The sequence below is a fragment of the Crocosphaera watsonii WH 8501 genome (genome assembly GCF_000167195.1).
Taxonomy (GTDB): Bacteria; Cyanobacteriota; Cyanobacteriia; order Cyanobacteriales; family Microcystaceae; genus Crocosphaera; species Crocosphaera watsonii.
Genome location: NZ_AADV02000110.1, coordinates 1 through 13473 on the forward strand (window position 1 = coordinate 1; position 13473 = coordinate 13473).

The window sequence follows — 13473 nt, forward strand, 5'->3', positions numbered from 1 at the left end:
CATTTGTGCATTTTGGCAAGCTTCCCTTGAGAAATGGGAATGCCAAAGACATACTCTATAAAATGTTCCTGTTTACGCCATGTAAGATTACCCCCATAGCCAAGCCAGCCCACGATGCTACTTAATCGCGCCCCATAACTGAATCCTTCTTTAACTCCCAATGGAACAGGACTGTAATCTGACCATCCACAACTAGGACATTTATAGAATCCGCGACGATATTCCCTGATTTCTATGGGTTGGTCTACTACTTCAGCCACTTGCTGGACTTTTTCGGGAACTACTTCATCTCGTTCCACTGAACCCCCACAAACAGGACAGTTTTCTAGTTCTAAAGGGACTATCTTATCGGGCTGACCAAAACCATTACGGGTCTTCCCTGGGTGGTCATATTTTGGTCCGCGTTTAAATCCTTTTTTGCGTTTCTTTTTGTCAGAAGGCTTTTTTAGTTGGTCTGATGATGGGGGGACTGAACTGTTTTTTGAGTTACGGTTTTTTAGCTTATCTCTCTCTTCTTTCAATTTTTCAATTTCTTGCTGTTGTGTAGAGATTTGTTGTTGTTGCTGGCCAATCAGTCTTTGTTGAAGAGATAACTGTTGTTGTGCCTTGACTAGCCACTCAATCATGAAGACATTGTTCGCCAACTGTTCATCGGCGATAGCTCTAACTAGTGCAGCTTAACAAAAATAATCCACCAGTCACTTATGATCTTTAAAGCCCTTAAATTTCCAAACGAACGGCTTAGCAAAATGTTGATTAAAGTAATCAATAAAATTGAGAATTTTTTGGGATAGTTCTTCAGTTGAACGGACAGTAATTCTTTTGAGTAAACGCCTGACTAAGATCTAAAACCAACACTCAATTTGATTAAGCCACGATGTATATTTGGGAATATAAACAAAGCGAATTCGATGAGATTCATCTGATAAAAAATCTGCTCTGCTGTCCATAGATTGCAAAATCCCCTCCTTTCCTTTTCTCCCCAAATCAATAGTAATTCCACAGCTTTCTGCTACTAATTTGACTAAGCTTTCCGATTTATGAGTGTTGAGTTTATCTACAATAAAAATCCATTCTGCTTTTTCATCAATCTTAATCGTTCTCTGGATATGTTCAGAAAAATCTTGTTCTGTTCTTGTCGGTCCAATAGAGGGACTAACAACTTTTCCTCTTGCCACATCCCAGTTCGCAATCAAGCTTAAAGTTCCGTGTCTTTCATATTCAAATTCGATTTTTTCTACTTGTTTAGGCTTGATTCTTTTGTTCGGAAATAATCTCTCAAGAGCTTGAATCCCTGTCATTTCATCTGTACTAATTAAATGAATTCCTTGTTCTAACAAAGTTTTAGCTTCTTGATGAAGTTCACAGATATATTTGACTTGCTTTTTAAATTTTAAGGGATCATCAATTTTGGCATTTAACCAGTAACGAACGAGATGTGGTTGTAATGTCGCTTCTTTTTAAAAAACGCCCCACACTACGGGGGGAAATCTTTTCGACAATTCCTCTTTTTATGGCTTCATCCGCCAACTCTGAAGGTGTCCAATGGCTCACTGGTCTGTCTGATTTTTCACATTCTTCACAAGCGATCGCTACAATCTGGACTACTTGTTCGACCGTAAAGGATTTTGTTGTTCCAGGTCTTGGGCGATCGCTTAAAATTCCTTTGATCAAGACCATTAATGCTTTCTCCGTTACCTGTTGTTCTTCGGCGGCACTCAGTTTTTCTCTCTCCTCAAACCATCGCGATCGCCACTGACGCACTTGTACTCGGTCTAATTCTAATCTTCGACTAATCGAACTATTGCTCTCTCCTGATGCTGCGGCTAAGATTAGCTTGGCTCGTCTAACAAGGCGATAGGGGTTTGTTGTCCCTCTCACTATTTGTTGGAGTACTGTTTTCTGTAGGTTGGAGAGGTTAATTGGCAATGCTTTTATCATGGACATCAACTTCGAGATTCGTCCGTTAGTTTCATTGAAACACATTGTCGTGGCTAGTCACGAAAGTTTCTGTAAAAATCTGGTGGATTACTTTCGCCAAGCTGCACTAGATTGTTGTTAGGATAGTGAGCAGGATACCCATACTATCCTATCTCAAACTTATTGGAAACAACTAGAACTATAAATTACCAAAACCTTTCTTTTTCTTATTTTTCTTGCCTTTTTTCTTCTTACCTTTACCATGACCCCTAAAACCTGGGGCTGCACCTTGACCAAACATTCCACCCATTCCAGGCATTCCGCCCATTCCAGGCATTCCCCCACCCATTCCGGGCATAGCTGGCATTCCTCCTTGTCCCATTTGCTGCATCATTCCTCGCATACGGGTAAAGTTCTTGATCAGTTTACTGACTTCTGCTTCGGGATGCCCGGAACCTTTGGCAATACGACGGCGACGATTAGGAGATTTTGCCAATAAATCGGGGTTTTTCCTCTCTTCTAGGGTCATAGAACTGATCATAGCTTCTGTACGCTTCAGTTCCCCTTCTCCCTTCTCAATATCTGTACTACTGAGTTTATTCATCCCTGGAATCATCTTCAAAATGCTGCCAAATGACCCCATATTTTTCATCAGGCGCATTTGTTTGAGGAAGTCGTTAAAATCAAACTTAGCCTCTAAAATTTTCGACTGCATCTGCTCCACATCAGACAGATCAATCTCTTCTTGTGCCTTCTCGACTAGGGTTAAAACATCCCCCATACTCAAAATACGGGAAGCCATGCGATCGGGATAAAAGGGTTGCAGAGCCTCGACTTTTTCCCCAACCCCCACAAATTTAATGGGTTGCCCCGATATTTGCCTCACAGAAAGGGCAGCACCACCTCTGGTGTCCCCGTCCATTTTGGTTAAAATAGCCCCTGTAACCCCTATTTGTTCGTGAAAGGTACGGGTGAGGTTAGCTGCTTCTTGCCCGGTCATAGCATCGACCACAAGCAAGGTATCATCAGGGTTAACCGCCTTTTTAACACGGGCTAATTCTAGCATCATCTCTTCGTCTATTTGCAGTCGCCCGGCAGTATCAATGATGACGGTATCTATGCCCATTTCTTTCGCTTTGGCCACCCCTTGTGTAGCGATATCAACGGGGTTGGCCTGGGTTCCCAGTTCAAAAACAGGGACTTCTATTTGTTCTCCGAGGGTTTTTAATTGATCGATCGCAGCGGGACGATAGATGTCTGTCGCTACCATCAAACAAGTTCGTTCTTGTTTACGTAGATATAGGGATAATTTGGCGGTGGCGGTTGTTTTACCTGTCCCTTGCAACCCGGCCATTAAAATAACGGTGGGGGACTTTTCTGCCTGTGCCAAGGGGACGTTACTTTCCCCCATCACCTTAACTAATTCATCATAGACAATTTTGATTAATTGTTGACCGGGGTTAACCCCTGCGATCACTTCTGCACCGATCGCAGCTTTCTCGACTTCTGCAATGAAGGTTTTAACCACTTGCAGGTTAACATCTGCTTCGAGGAGGGCGCGTCGCACCTCTTTCAAAGCATCTTGCATATTGGCTTCGGTGATCTTATCTTGACCCCGTAATTTTTTCCAAGCATCTTCTAGGCGATCGGCGAGAGCATCAAACATAGGGCTTAGTGGTTGTTAAGTTTTGATTATCAATTATTCGTGCAACTTCTTCAATTGTACTAGATCAATGCCTGAACCTTAGCACTGTCAATGATAATACTTGACATTAATGACATTACTCGCTCCCTCCTAATGACATTCCTGGCATAAAAATATAAGTTATCAATTTCTTTATTTTTGATAGTGGAAGCGACAAGAAATAATTGTTAATTCTTCTTCTTATCTTTCGTAAACTAAGCGATGTTCAGAACTAATACGTCTTGACCAATATCCCGATAAATTTGCTTTAAGCGGTTCAGGTTTGCCAATTCCATCAAAGGGATATCTGATGATATCTTTAATCAATAAATTGACCCGTTTTAAGAGCTTTTTATTATTTTCTTGTAGCCAAACATAATCTGACCAAGCAGCTTCCGTGAAGGTAATCTTCATGGTTGGATTAATTTTCTCACAGATTTCTGACCTGATTTAGCTTGCTTAATGGATTCCCTTAAATGTTCTGGATTTGCAGGATTTGATAATAAATATAGGGTTTCTTGCCAAGCGTTAAACTCATCTAAAGACATTAATACTGCTTTTTTTCCCTGGGCATTACAAACAATTGTTGGTTCCACATCCAGAATTACTTGCTCTATTAGTTCGTCTAATTGTTCTTTAGCTTGGCTACTCGTAATAGCTTGCATTTTGATTTGATATACATTCCATATTTTCTCTAGAATAACATAATTTACTTGCCTTTGGTTGACCTCTAGCTGAAGATGATAAATAATTTGTGTAGTTATCCCTGAAAAAGTTCCCCCAGGGATTAACTAAGGGTGATCCAATCTAATTAGAAGTTTAACCTATGGTGAAAAGAACAACAGATCAATTCATTTTTTATCTTTTTTAGGATAAACCCCACTTAATTGCATTACATCTTCGATAGTTGTACAATAATTTTCTAGATTAAAGCTGGCAGGGGTTACGGTGTCCTTATAAGTGAAGTGTCGATAATTAATAGAAAAATAATCCCAGTCTTCCATACGTAAGCGAAAAGCTTTGATAAAAAAGTTAACTAAAATAATATATAAAGTAATTTGAAAATATATTTTTTTATTGAGATAGTTACAAATTTCTTTTATGGCTTCATTAACAGTTACTTTTTTGTTTCCTAATACCAAATCTCTACTATCAGCTTCAGTAGGGTTATTTTCTACCAAATGTCTAATAACCTGAGCGATATCTCTAGCATGAATATAATGAAAACTACCATCAGCTTTAAACCAACGAATTAGATCAACCCATTTAATTACATCTTTAATCCCTCCTGAGAGATGAGAATAGGGTTTATTCGGTTCCCCACCAAAGACTAAGGTAGGGAAAACAGTGGTGACTTTGTTGTAAATAGGGAGTTTATATAACTGAGTATAACACTGGTATTTCGTCCTAATATAGTTAGTTCCTAATCTTCCTGCTTCCGGTAAAGGTTGATTATTTTTATCTAAAATACTGGCAGTGGAAAAATAAATAATCTGTTCACAAATATCAGGATCTAATAACTTCATTAATCCTAAAGTTTTAGTAACATTGATTTCAAAAGATTCGTTAATCCCCCCCCAACTTGTTGCTGCTAAAATTGCTACATTAACCGTCTTCAAAAAATCACTGAACTTTTCAATGTTTTGTAAATCACCGATCATCAGATGAACATTGGGACGACTTTGATAATTAAATTGTAGTTTATGATGATTTCTCACTAAAAAGTAAAGTTCATGATTAGTTTCTTGAATTAAAGCTTCTGCCATATAATGACCAATACAACCGCTAGAGCCTGTGATAAAAATACGTTTCATTAACACTATATTGATTAAATTCCGTCATCTAGCAATACAAAAATTAGTTTATGGATAACGGCTTGACTATACTAATGTAGCAAGTTTTGTCTTCAGACCCTTCGCCATCTTCTAAGCAGACACGCCCTAAATATTGGACACCGAAAACATTTACGGGTAAATACCTAAATATTTCTTGACGTTCTTTAACAAAATAATTGCAATAGTTAGCAGTTTGCCACAAAAATTAGGTAAATGTAACAGTTTTTGATTTTGCTATGAATGCCTTAAACACCCGAAATGTACGGGGAAATGGACTTTTCTCAACTTTGCATACGACAAAGAACTGTTTGATGGGACTCGGAGTGAGCCTAGGCATTGCGATCGCTTTGCCTAATAGTGCTGAGGCGGCAGCTACTGCTTATGGCTACGCTTATCAGGAGATTCGAGGTTTTAGCATAAGCGGATTTGATGTCGATGCTAATAACATCACATTGCAACCAGTGACCACTTCCCGTGGAACTTTAAACTCGGCTATTAACGATGGTTCTGATACCAATACCCTTGATGTAACCCCTGCCATCTCTGCCGTTCCCAGTTTAATGGTGGAGCAGCAGATTTTAGTCGTGCTGATGCCATTATTTGGATTTGATAATGGCACCACCTTAGCTCCTGTAGCTGATGCGTAAACATTGACTAAAACCCTCAGCAGGGCGAACTATTTTAGTTATAGGGATAGTCGCCAGCTTTGGGTCTTTTTGCAAGCATCAATTGAATGAGCGAGAAAACAAATAATTGGACTTGTCCGAAAATTAAATTCCGTCATCTAGCAATACAAAAATTAGTTGATAGATAAGCGCTCGAGTCTCCTAATGTAGCAAGTTTTGTCTTCAGACCCTTCGCCATCTTCTAAGCAGACACGCCCTAAATATTGGACACCGAAAACATTTACGGGTAAATACCTAAATATTTCTTGACCTTCTTTAACACAATCATTACAATGGTTAGCAGTTTGCCACAAAAATTAGGTAAATGTAACAGTTTTTGATTTTCCTATGAATGCCTTAAACGCCCGAAATGTACGGGGAAATGGACTTTTCTCAACTTTGCATACGACAAAGAACTGTTTGATGGGACTCGGAGTGAGCCTCGGCATTGCAATCGCCTTACCGAATAGTGCTGAACCCGGATTTCTCACAAATTAATTTGAAAGCCCAATCCAGAGATGAAAAATGATAATTTTTAGGACTAATAGAAATTTTGAATATAGATGAATAAAAAAATTGACTTTGATTATCCAAAAATTGAGTTTAAGAGGGAATAATTATATTAACTTTTGATTTTCTCCACGATAAATAAGACTAAATGAAAGTATCAGTCAGTCAACAACTTATGATAGATATCTTTTTTTTAAAACAACTTATTCTACTTATCCAGTATTAGGAATAGTTTTAATTCTTTTGTTAGCAATAGACAAAATATCTTGATAAGGACAAGCACTAGCTATAGCGATAATAATTCTTCTACAACTAATCTTTATTCTGGCTCCCAACTTAAGAAGATTTAGACGTATTCTTCCCACAGTTGCTTTAGCCAATGAAGTTTTTTTTAAACAGTGTTGACGAAAAGCATTTATGAGAACATAAGCCCAGGAATGTATCCATAATCTTAGTTGATTACTTTGAAATGTTTGAGTTGAAGTTCTATCAGCTAACAAGTCTAATTGTTGTTCTTTAATCCGATTTTCCATCTCGCCTCTCGGACAGTATTTTTTTGTATAAAGTTTTGAGGGTGGAATTTTTGAAGCGGGCAAAGATGTCACCACATGGCGCATTTTTAAGCCATCACTTCCATAACAAACTTTTGTCACTACTCTCCTTTGACAACTCCATGACTTTTCTGTTTGATAACGAATAGAGCGATACCAAGTAGAAATTGGTACTAATTTTTTAACTTCTTCTAAATCTTCTTTTTTCTGAAATAAACTATCCATTAATTCAGTTATTGGAGCTAGTTTTTTTTCATATTCATGTTTGGCTTTTTCAATTACATCATCCGCTCGTAACTTAAGAACGCCATTTGTTCCCATAGCTATAACATAATCAACTAAAGGCTGATTTTCACAAAAATAGAAGATTTCTTCACGGGCATAGGCACTATCACCCCTAACTAGGATATGAGTCTCTGACCATTTTTCTCTAATTAGTCCGATAATTCTTTGTAATTCGTCTAAGGCTCCATCGGCTGGATCTACATTAGATGAACGAAGTTTAGCAACTAATAAATGATGCCCACAGAAAATATATAAAGGAGCATAACATACTCCGTGATAATAACTATTAAAAAATGCCCCTTCTTGATTACCATGTACTTGGTCATCCGTGACATCCATATCTAATATAATACTTAAGGGAGGTTTTTTATAAGACTCTAAAAAAAATTCGACAAAAGATTTTTCAATGGCTTCAAAGTTGGGTTCTATTTTATGATAACGACTCGTTTTTTTGTCGAGAATAGTCTCAGGACAATATTCCAATCTATTAATTGTACTTTTTCCAGCTAACCATCCCTTTTTATCTTCAAGTTCATTAAGCTTTTCTAAAGCGGTCTGAAGGGCAGGATCGTGACGTAATTTATCATGGTCATTGACATCTTCATAGCCTAAAATAATTCCATAAAGCCTTTGTGCTAATAACTCATGAACGGAATGATCTACATAAGATTGATGACGATGATCTTGAAAACAGTTACCAAACTTCTCGGTAATTCTCAGTTTTTTATCCAACTCAGCTATCCAGACAATCCCCGCATCTGAAGTGATTAGTCCCCCATCAAAATTAGCGATTATTTCTTTTCCTTTCTGTTTACTAAAGTTGATTACTTGACGAGGGGTTCGGGGATGACTGGGACTCATTAAATCAGTTTAAGGTAAATTGCTTTAATAATTAAATTATAGCATATTTTATTCTAACAATCTAGTACTATTAGAGATTTTATTAATAATTTTTTTTGGAAAAATGAGTGATTGATTTATCTTTTCATCTTTGTCTAATTCGGGTTGATTTTAACTTAAAATCTGACAACAGACTGTTGGTTGGGGAAATCTGCGATCGCTCTGTTCAAACCCACTTCCTGTAAGGCTTCTGTGTTTGGCGATCGCAGATTTTGTGAGAAATTCGGGAAAAGAATTACTGTCCGTTCAACTGAAGAACTATCCCAAAAAATTCTCAATTTTATTGATTACTTTAATCAACATTTTGCTAAGCCGTTCGTTTGGAAATTTAAGGGCTTTAAAGATCATAAGTGACTGGTAGATTATTTTTGCTAAGCTGCACTAGCATATTACGTCCCTTTAGGACGGGGTTTTAGACCCTTGATTTTTCGATAAATTAACTAATGTGAACAATAATAATGTTCACATTTTTTCTTTCAAAATAATTAGGGTTTGCTGAATAAAAGCAAAACCCTATTCTTTAAAAGGTTACACCCATATTCGCGATCGCAAAAAAGATCAGCTTTGTCGGCTACAAACCGCTATAATTGGTAGAAACACCTCCCAGTTGTTGGTCAAGAACAAATGTATCGAAAAGAGGAGCAACCTTTACCGCCCCCAGAAAAATTTGAATTACCTTTCGAGGGCAAATTGTCCCCCAATAATCGTTGGGTAATCATGGCAGAGTTGATACCTTGGGATGATTTTGAGGAAGAATATGCTAAACTTTTTTCAGCAGAAAAAGGTGCGCCAGCCAAACTATTTAGAATGGCATTAGGGACATTAATTATTAAGGAAAAATTAGGAACAAGTGATAGAGAAACTATAGAACAGATTAGAGAAAATCCCTATCTACAATACTTTATAGGTTTAAATTGTCATCAACAAGAGCCACCACTGGAATCTTCAATGCTAGTTCATTTTAGGAAAAGAATTGATGGAGAATTGATAAACAAAATCAATAAAAAAATAGTAAAAAGAGAAATAGACAAGAGTGATAAAGAAGTAAAAAAAAAGGATTGTCTCCAAGAAAAAGGAGAAAAAATAAAAAATAAAGGTAAACTAATTTTAGATGCGACTTGTGCGCCAGCAGACATCAAATACCCAACGGATTTAGGCATATTAAATCAAGCCAGAATTGAGACAGAAAGAATAATAGATAATCTTTATAAACCATTAAGAGTGAAATTGAGAAAAAAGCCGAGAACTTCTAGAAAAATTGCTAGAAAGGAATACTTAAAAGTAGCTAAAAAACGAAAAGTATCTTATCAAGAAAGAAGAAAAGCTATCGGGAAACAGTTAAAATACCTTAAGAAAAATTTAGGAAATATAGAAGACTTAATTCAAGCTGGGGCTTCCCTGGAAAATCTGAGTAAAAGACAGAAAAATTGTCTAGAGACTATCAAAAAAGTTTATGAACAACAACAGTCAATGTGGGAGAATAAGACCCAGAGTGTTCCTCAAAGAATTGTAAGTTTAACTCAACCGCATATTCGTCCAATAGTGAGGGGAAAAGCAGGAAAACCAATAGAGTTTGGAGCTAAACTCTCAGTAAGCTGTGTAGATAACTATGTGTTTCTAGACAAAATAAGTTGGGAAAACTTCAATGAATCTTGTCATTTAAAAGAACAAGTAGAAAAGTATAAAGAAACGTTTGGCTATTATCCCGAATCCGTCCATGTAGATAAAATTTATCGAACTAGGGAAAACAGAAATTGGTGTAAGGAAAGAGGGATAAGAATCAGTGGTCCGAAGTTAGGAAGACCTCTGAAAAATGTCAGTGAAGAAGAAAAGAAACAAGCCCACTCCGATGAATGCTTCCGTAATGCTATTGAGGGAAAGTTTGGACAAGCTAAACGAAGATTTAGCCTAAATCTCGTGATGACAAAACTTCCTGAAACCTCCATTACATCTATTGCTATTACATTTTTAGTTGTCAATCTTTCTAAACTTCTGAGGCAGTTTTTGTCGCTTTTTTTGTCCTTATTTACTAATAATAGAACAGGAGAACTCATCAAACCGCCTTTCATTAATTTTGATTATACTTTAAACAATTTTTATGTACTAAAACTTATTGATTTGTCAGAAAATTCTTGGTCAAAAGTGGCATAAATTTTGGAGAAACTTTTTCAGCAAACCCTATTTAGAAGAGATTATAACAGTTTATATAGAGGAATTCAAGAGTTTTTACCCACTCAAACTGACCCTAATTATGAACAGAGAATTGAGACTTTATTTTCAGCGGTATCGAGAACAATTCCTCCCACTTCAAAACATTATAACTTATTTGGTATTGACACAACTCCCTGTCCACGACCGTTTGCCGAAACGTTAGCGGATAAAACCTTTATTCATTACCCCAATCCAATTAAGGGAAATAAACCCATTAATATTGGACATTGTTATTCCGTTGTCTGCGCTTTACCTGACCAAATAGACACAGAAAAAGTCCCTTGGGCTGTCCCCTTATCAGGAGAGCGAGTCCCCTCTAAACATAAAGGAGTAAATCAAGGCAATCAACAACTAAAAAAAATCTGGCAAAGTTCTTTATTTTCTGATAAATTATCTGCCTTAGTGGCTGATAGTGACTACAGCCAAAAGGATTTTATTGGGGAACAAGTTAAGCATGAAGACGTAGTTACTATTACAATAGTTAGAAGTGACCGAGTTTTTTATCGTCAATTTATTCGGGACCCAAATCAAGCCAAAACTTCGGGACATCCCCGTTGGTATGGGGATAAATTTGACCTTAAAGATGACCAAACTTGGACTGAACCTGATGAAGTTCATCATGTTCCCTTTACAACGAAAAAAAGTCGTCAATTAACAGTGACTATTTCGGGATGGAAACAGATGTTAATGAGAGGAACTAAAAACTATAAAATGAACAATCACCCCTTTACTTTACTCCAGATTGTTGTCAGAGATCAAGAAAGAAATAGTATTTGGAAACCTATGTGGCTTATTGTTATTGGTTCTCGGCGCGATGAGTTAAGTTTAGTTGATTGTTATCAGTGTTATCGACAACGTTATGACATGGAACATCTTTTTCGATTTGGTAAACAAAGATTATTGATGACATCTTATTTAACTCCCGATGTACATCATGAAGAAAATTGGTTTAAACTAACACTTCTTTCTTATGTAAATTTGTGGGCTGCCAGAAAATTAGCTGTGGTTTTACCCCGTGATTGGGAACAGTATTTGAAGACTAATAAATCCATCAAAATCACCCCTAGTCTAGTTCAAAGAGACTTTTCAAGAATAATTACGACCTTGGGGACTTTCGCCAAATTTCCCAAACGTCGAGGTTTTTCTTCCGGACGTATTAAAGGTTACAAAAAAGCCCCACGAACTCGTCATGATGTTATCAAGAAAGGGAGCAAAAAATCAACTGAAAACTTAAAAGCTCCTTAGTTTTCCTCAGAATCTATAGATTAGCCCTATTTGTCAGCCAATTTTATTGACTGATACAGAGCCGATATTTTGGGATTTTAGTTTAGCGTAAAATATACGCTAACAAAATTTTTTTGTCCAAAGTCCAATTCAACGGTAATTTGTTGAGTGGTTTGGTTGGGATTGAATACTAAAGGAGTAGGTGAAATAGGCACATAATCATTATCAGCAACGGTGGCTGTCCCATCTGCTGTGGAGTAATCTACAGTGATAGTGTTATTAACAGGTTCCGAAAAAGTAACTGTAAATACGGCATTAGTGGTGCCATTATCTCCTTCTGTAAGGGTTACATCATCAATGGACACAGCACCATCATCATTATTAACATTAATGGTTAAAGTCTGATCAAAACTTAAGTTACCACTGTCAGTTGTACGAACAACTATGTTATGACTAGTATTAGTTTCAAAGTCCAGGAGACTTCCATTGGCCACAACTAACTGATTGTTTTGATCGATGGCAAAACGTCCCCCTGCATCATCAATGAGGGTGTAAGTGTGGGTGTCTCCCTGATCCACGTCTTCCGTCTTTAAGAGGGCGATAAAAGTACCATTAGGACTGTTTTCTGTGACATTAGTAAACTGACTATTGGGGTGGTTCAGTTCAACACTGGCAGCAAAATTACGGCCACCAAACACCACATAGCTCTCTCCTGCTTGCTCATTGCCATTGGGGTCGGCTCCATTTGCCCCAATGATGAGGTCATCAAAACCATCCCCATTCACATCCCCTGCACCACTCACTGATACGCCTGAGAAGTCAACACTATCAATACCATTGAGAACAAAGCCATTGCTCCCATTTAAGGAAGACAGGTCAAAACTAGGAGAAAAAACCCCTGCTTTGCCAAACACCACATAGCTCTCTCCTGCTTGCCCAATGCCATTGGGGTCGGCACTTCTTGCCCCAATAATGAGGTCATCAAAACCATCCCCATTCACATCCCCGGCACCACTCACTGACCAGCCTGATTCGTCACCTATATCAATACCATTAAGAACAAAGCCATTGCTCCCATTTAACCCAGATTCCGCACTTCAAAATGTAGTATAAAAAAATACATAGTTTTAAAAAGTCCGAAAATCATACCTGGGCAAGAATATTTCTCTTTTCATTAAATTTTTAGGAAAAATAATCAAATTAAGAAGATTTATACTCATTGAAAACTTAGCAAGACTCAGCACAAACGAAGGAGAGTTTCCTCTTCTCATTTGATATCATTAGACTCTTATTCTTTTATTATTTTTGCTTTATCCAATTCAATTTATAGATAATATCTTTGACAAGATGCAGGTAATAAACTCAATATAAAACGCCTTTCTTCTGTCAAATTGACAATTTGTTTAACTCCGTTTAAAGTCACATAATGAATACCTTGAAAACATTGAAATATCCACCTCAAAGTCGGACGCAATGTTACTTTCCCTACTTGATTATTTATTCCTTTTTTGACTCTTTTTAAACAATTTCTTAATTCTCTTTGCCCCAAGTTATAAATCAACAAACACAAAGACATTAAAAATAACATTGTTTCTATTCTTTCTGGTTTTTCAACGAAGAAACTATCAGTAAAAAATAAGGGATCTTTCAAAAATCGAAATCCTCTTTCCGTAGATTGCTGGTTTTTA

10 protein-coding genes and 4 pseudogenes are annotated in these 13473 nt (G+C 37.1%); 4 read left to right on the forward strand and 10 right to left on the reverse strand.

What is annotated here, in order from left to right; translation table 11 throughout:
• From CWATDRAFT_RS23640 to CWATDRAFT_RS23670, 7 genes and pseudogenes are all read right to left on the reverse strand, one after another.
• Positions 1–659 (reverse strand): annotated as a pseudogene (locus CWATDRAFT_RS23640) (IS66-like element ISCwa4 family transposase); the annotation flags it as partial.
• Between the two features lie 39 nt (positions 660–698).
• A pseudogene (locus CWATDRAFT_RS23645) lies at positions 699–1340 on the reverse strand (transposase).
• Between the two features lie 64 nt (positions 1341–1404).
• Positions 1405–1986, reverse strand: coding sequence for a helix-turn-helix domain-containing protein (locus CWATDRAFT_RS23650; RefSeq protein ID WP_007303150.1), 582 nt, complete (start codon positions 1984–1986; stop codon positions 1405–1407).
• A 133-nt stretch (positions 1987–2119) separates the two neighbouring features.
• Positions 2120–3586 carry a signal recognition particle protein gene (gene ffh, locus CWATDRAFT_RS23655; protein WP_007307383.1) on the reverse strand — a complete coding sequence of 489 codons (1467 nt, stop codon included), beginning with the start codon at positions 3584–3586 and terminating at the stop codon, positions 2120–2122.
• 219 nt (positions 3587–3805) lie between these two features.
• Positions 3806–4018: a Txe/YoeB family addiction module toxin gene (locus tag CWATDRAFT_RS23660; protein ID WP_007307382.1), complete on the reverse strand. Its 213-nt coding sequence runs from the start codon at positions 4016–4018 to the stop codon at positions 3806–3808.
• Positions 4015–4269: a type II toxin-antitoxin system Phd/YefM family antitoxin gene (locus CWATDRAFT_RS23665; RefSeq protein WP_007307381.1), complete on the reverse strand. Its 255-nt coding sequence runs from the start codon at positions 4267–4269 to the stop codon at positions 4015–4017. The genes CWATDRAFT_RS23660 and CWATDRAFT_RS23665 overlap by 4 nt, the downstream gene beginning before the upstream one ends.
• Before the next feature lie 186 nt (positions 4270–4455).
• Positions 4456–5418 carry an NAD-dependent epimerase/dehydratase family protein gene (locus CWATDRAFT_RS23670; protein WP_007307380.1) on the reverse strand — a complete coding sequence of 321 codons (963 nt, stop codon included), beginning with the start codon at positions 5416–5418 and terminating at the stop codon, positions 4456–4458.
• A gap of 329 nt (positions 5419–5747) precedes the next feature.
• Here CWATDRAFT_RS23670 and CWATDRAFT_RS23675 point away from each other — a divergent pair, with 329 nt between their 5' ends.
• The gene (locus CWATDRAFT_RS23675; RefSeq protein ID WP_157134165.1) at positions 5748–6086 is read left to right on the forward strand and encodes a hypothetical protein; all 339 of its coding nucleotides are present in this window, start codon (positions 5748–5750) and stop codon (positions 6084–6086) included.
• A gap of 740 nt (positions 6087–6826) precedes the next feature.
• Here CWATDRAFT_RS23675 and CWATDRAFT_RS23680 read toward each other — a convergent pair.
• Entirely contained in the window at positions 6827–8311 is a 1485-nt protein-coding gene (locus CWATDRAFT_RS23680) for an IS1380-like element ISCwa5 family transposase (RefSeq protein ID WP_007307379.1), read from the reverse strand.
• A gap of 180 nt (positions 8312–8491) precedes the next feature.
• Between CWATDRAFT_RS23680 and CWATDRAFT_RS23685 the strand changes: the two genes are divergently transcribed.
• The 3 genes and pseudogenes from CWATDRAFT_RS23685 to CWATDRAFT_RS23695 form a co-directional block, all read left to right on the forward strand.
• Entirely contained in the window at positions 8492–8704 is a 213-nt protein-coding gene (locus CWATDRAFT_RS23685; protein ID WP_042711062.1) for a hypothetical protein, read from the forward strand.
• Between the two features lie 270 nt (positions 8705–8974).
• The gene (locus CWATDRAFT_RS23690) at positions 8975–10501 is read left to right on the forward strand and encodes an IS5-like element ISCwa2 family transposase (protein WP_007307375.1); all 1527 of its coding nucleotides are present in this window, start codon (positions 8975–8977) and stop codon (positions 10499–10501) included.
• 27 nt (positions 10502–10528) lie between these two features.
• A pseudogene (locus CWATDRAFT_RS23695) lies at positions 10529–11806 on the forward strand (NF041680 family putative transposase); the annotation flags it as partial.
• A gap of 77 nt (positions 11807–11883) precedes the next feature.
• Here the strand turns inward: CWATDRAFT_RS23695 and CWATDRAFT_RS40370 are convergent.
• Together CWATDRAFT_RS40370 and CWATDRAFT_RS23705 are read right to left on the reverse strand one after the other, a co-directional pair.
• Entirely contained in the window at positions 11884–12804 is a 921-nt protein-coding gene (locus CWATDRAFT_RS40370; RefSeq protein WP_007307378.1) for a cadherin domain-containing protein, read from the reverse strand.
• A 305-nt stretch (positions 12805–13109) separates the two neighbouring features.
• Positions 13110–13473, reverse strand: a pseudogene (locus CWATDRAFT_RS23705) (IS1634 family transposase); the annotation flags it as partial.

Excerpts from the sequence above, each read along its gene's own strand:
- CWATDRAFT_RS23650 (WP_007303150.1), bottom strand. The coding sequence starts at position 1,986 with ATGTGTTTCAATGAAACTAACGGACGAATCTCGAAGTTGATGTCCATG.
- ffh (WP_007307383.1), bottom strand. The coding sequence starts at position 3,586 with ATGTTTGATGCTCTCGCCGATCGCCTAGAAGATGCTTGGAAAAAATTA.
- CWATDRAFT_RS23660 (WP_007307382.1), bottom strand. The coding sequence starts at position 4,018 with ATGAAGATTACCTTCACGGAAGCTGCTTGGTCAGATTATGTTTGGCTA.
- CWATDRAFT_RS23665 (WP_007307381.1), bottom strand. The coding sequence starts at position 4,269 with ATGCAAGCTATTACGAGTAGCCAAGCTAAAGAACAATTAGACGAACTA.
- CWATDRAFT_RS23670 (WP_007307380.1), bottom strand. The coding sequence starts at position 5,418 with ATGAAACGTATTTTTATCACAGGCTCTAGCGGTTGTATTGGTCATTAT.
- CWATDRAFT_RS23680 (WP_007307379.1), bottom strand. The coding sequence starts at position 8,311 with ATGAGTCCCAGTCATCCCCGAACCCCTCGTCAAGTAATCAACTTTAGT.
- CWATDRAFT_RS23690 (WP_007307375.1), top strand. The coding sequence starts at position 8,975 with ATGTATCGAAAAGAGGAGCAACCTTTACCGCCCCCAGAAAAATTTGAA.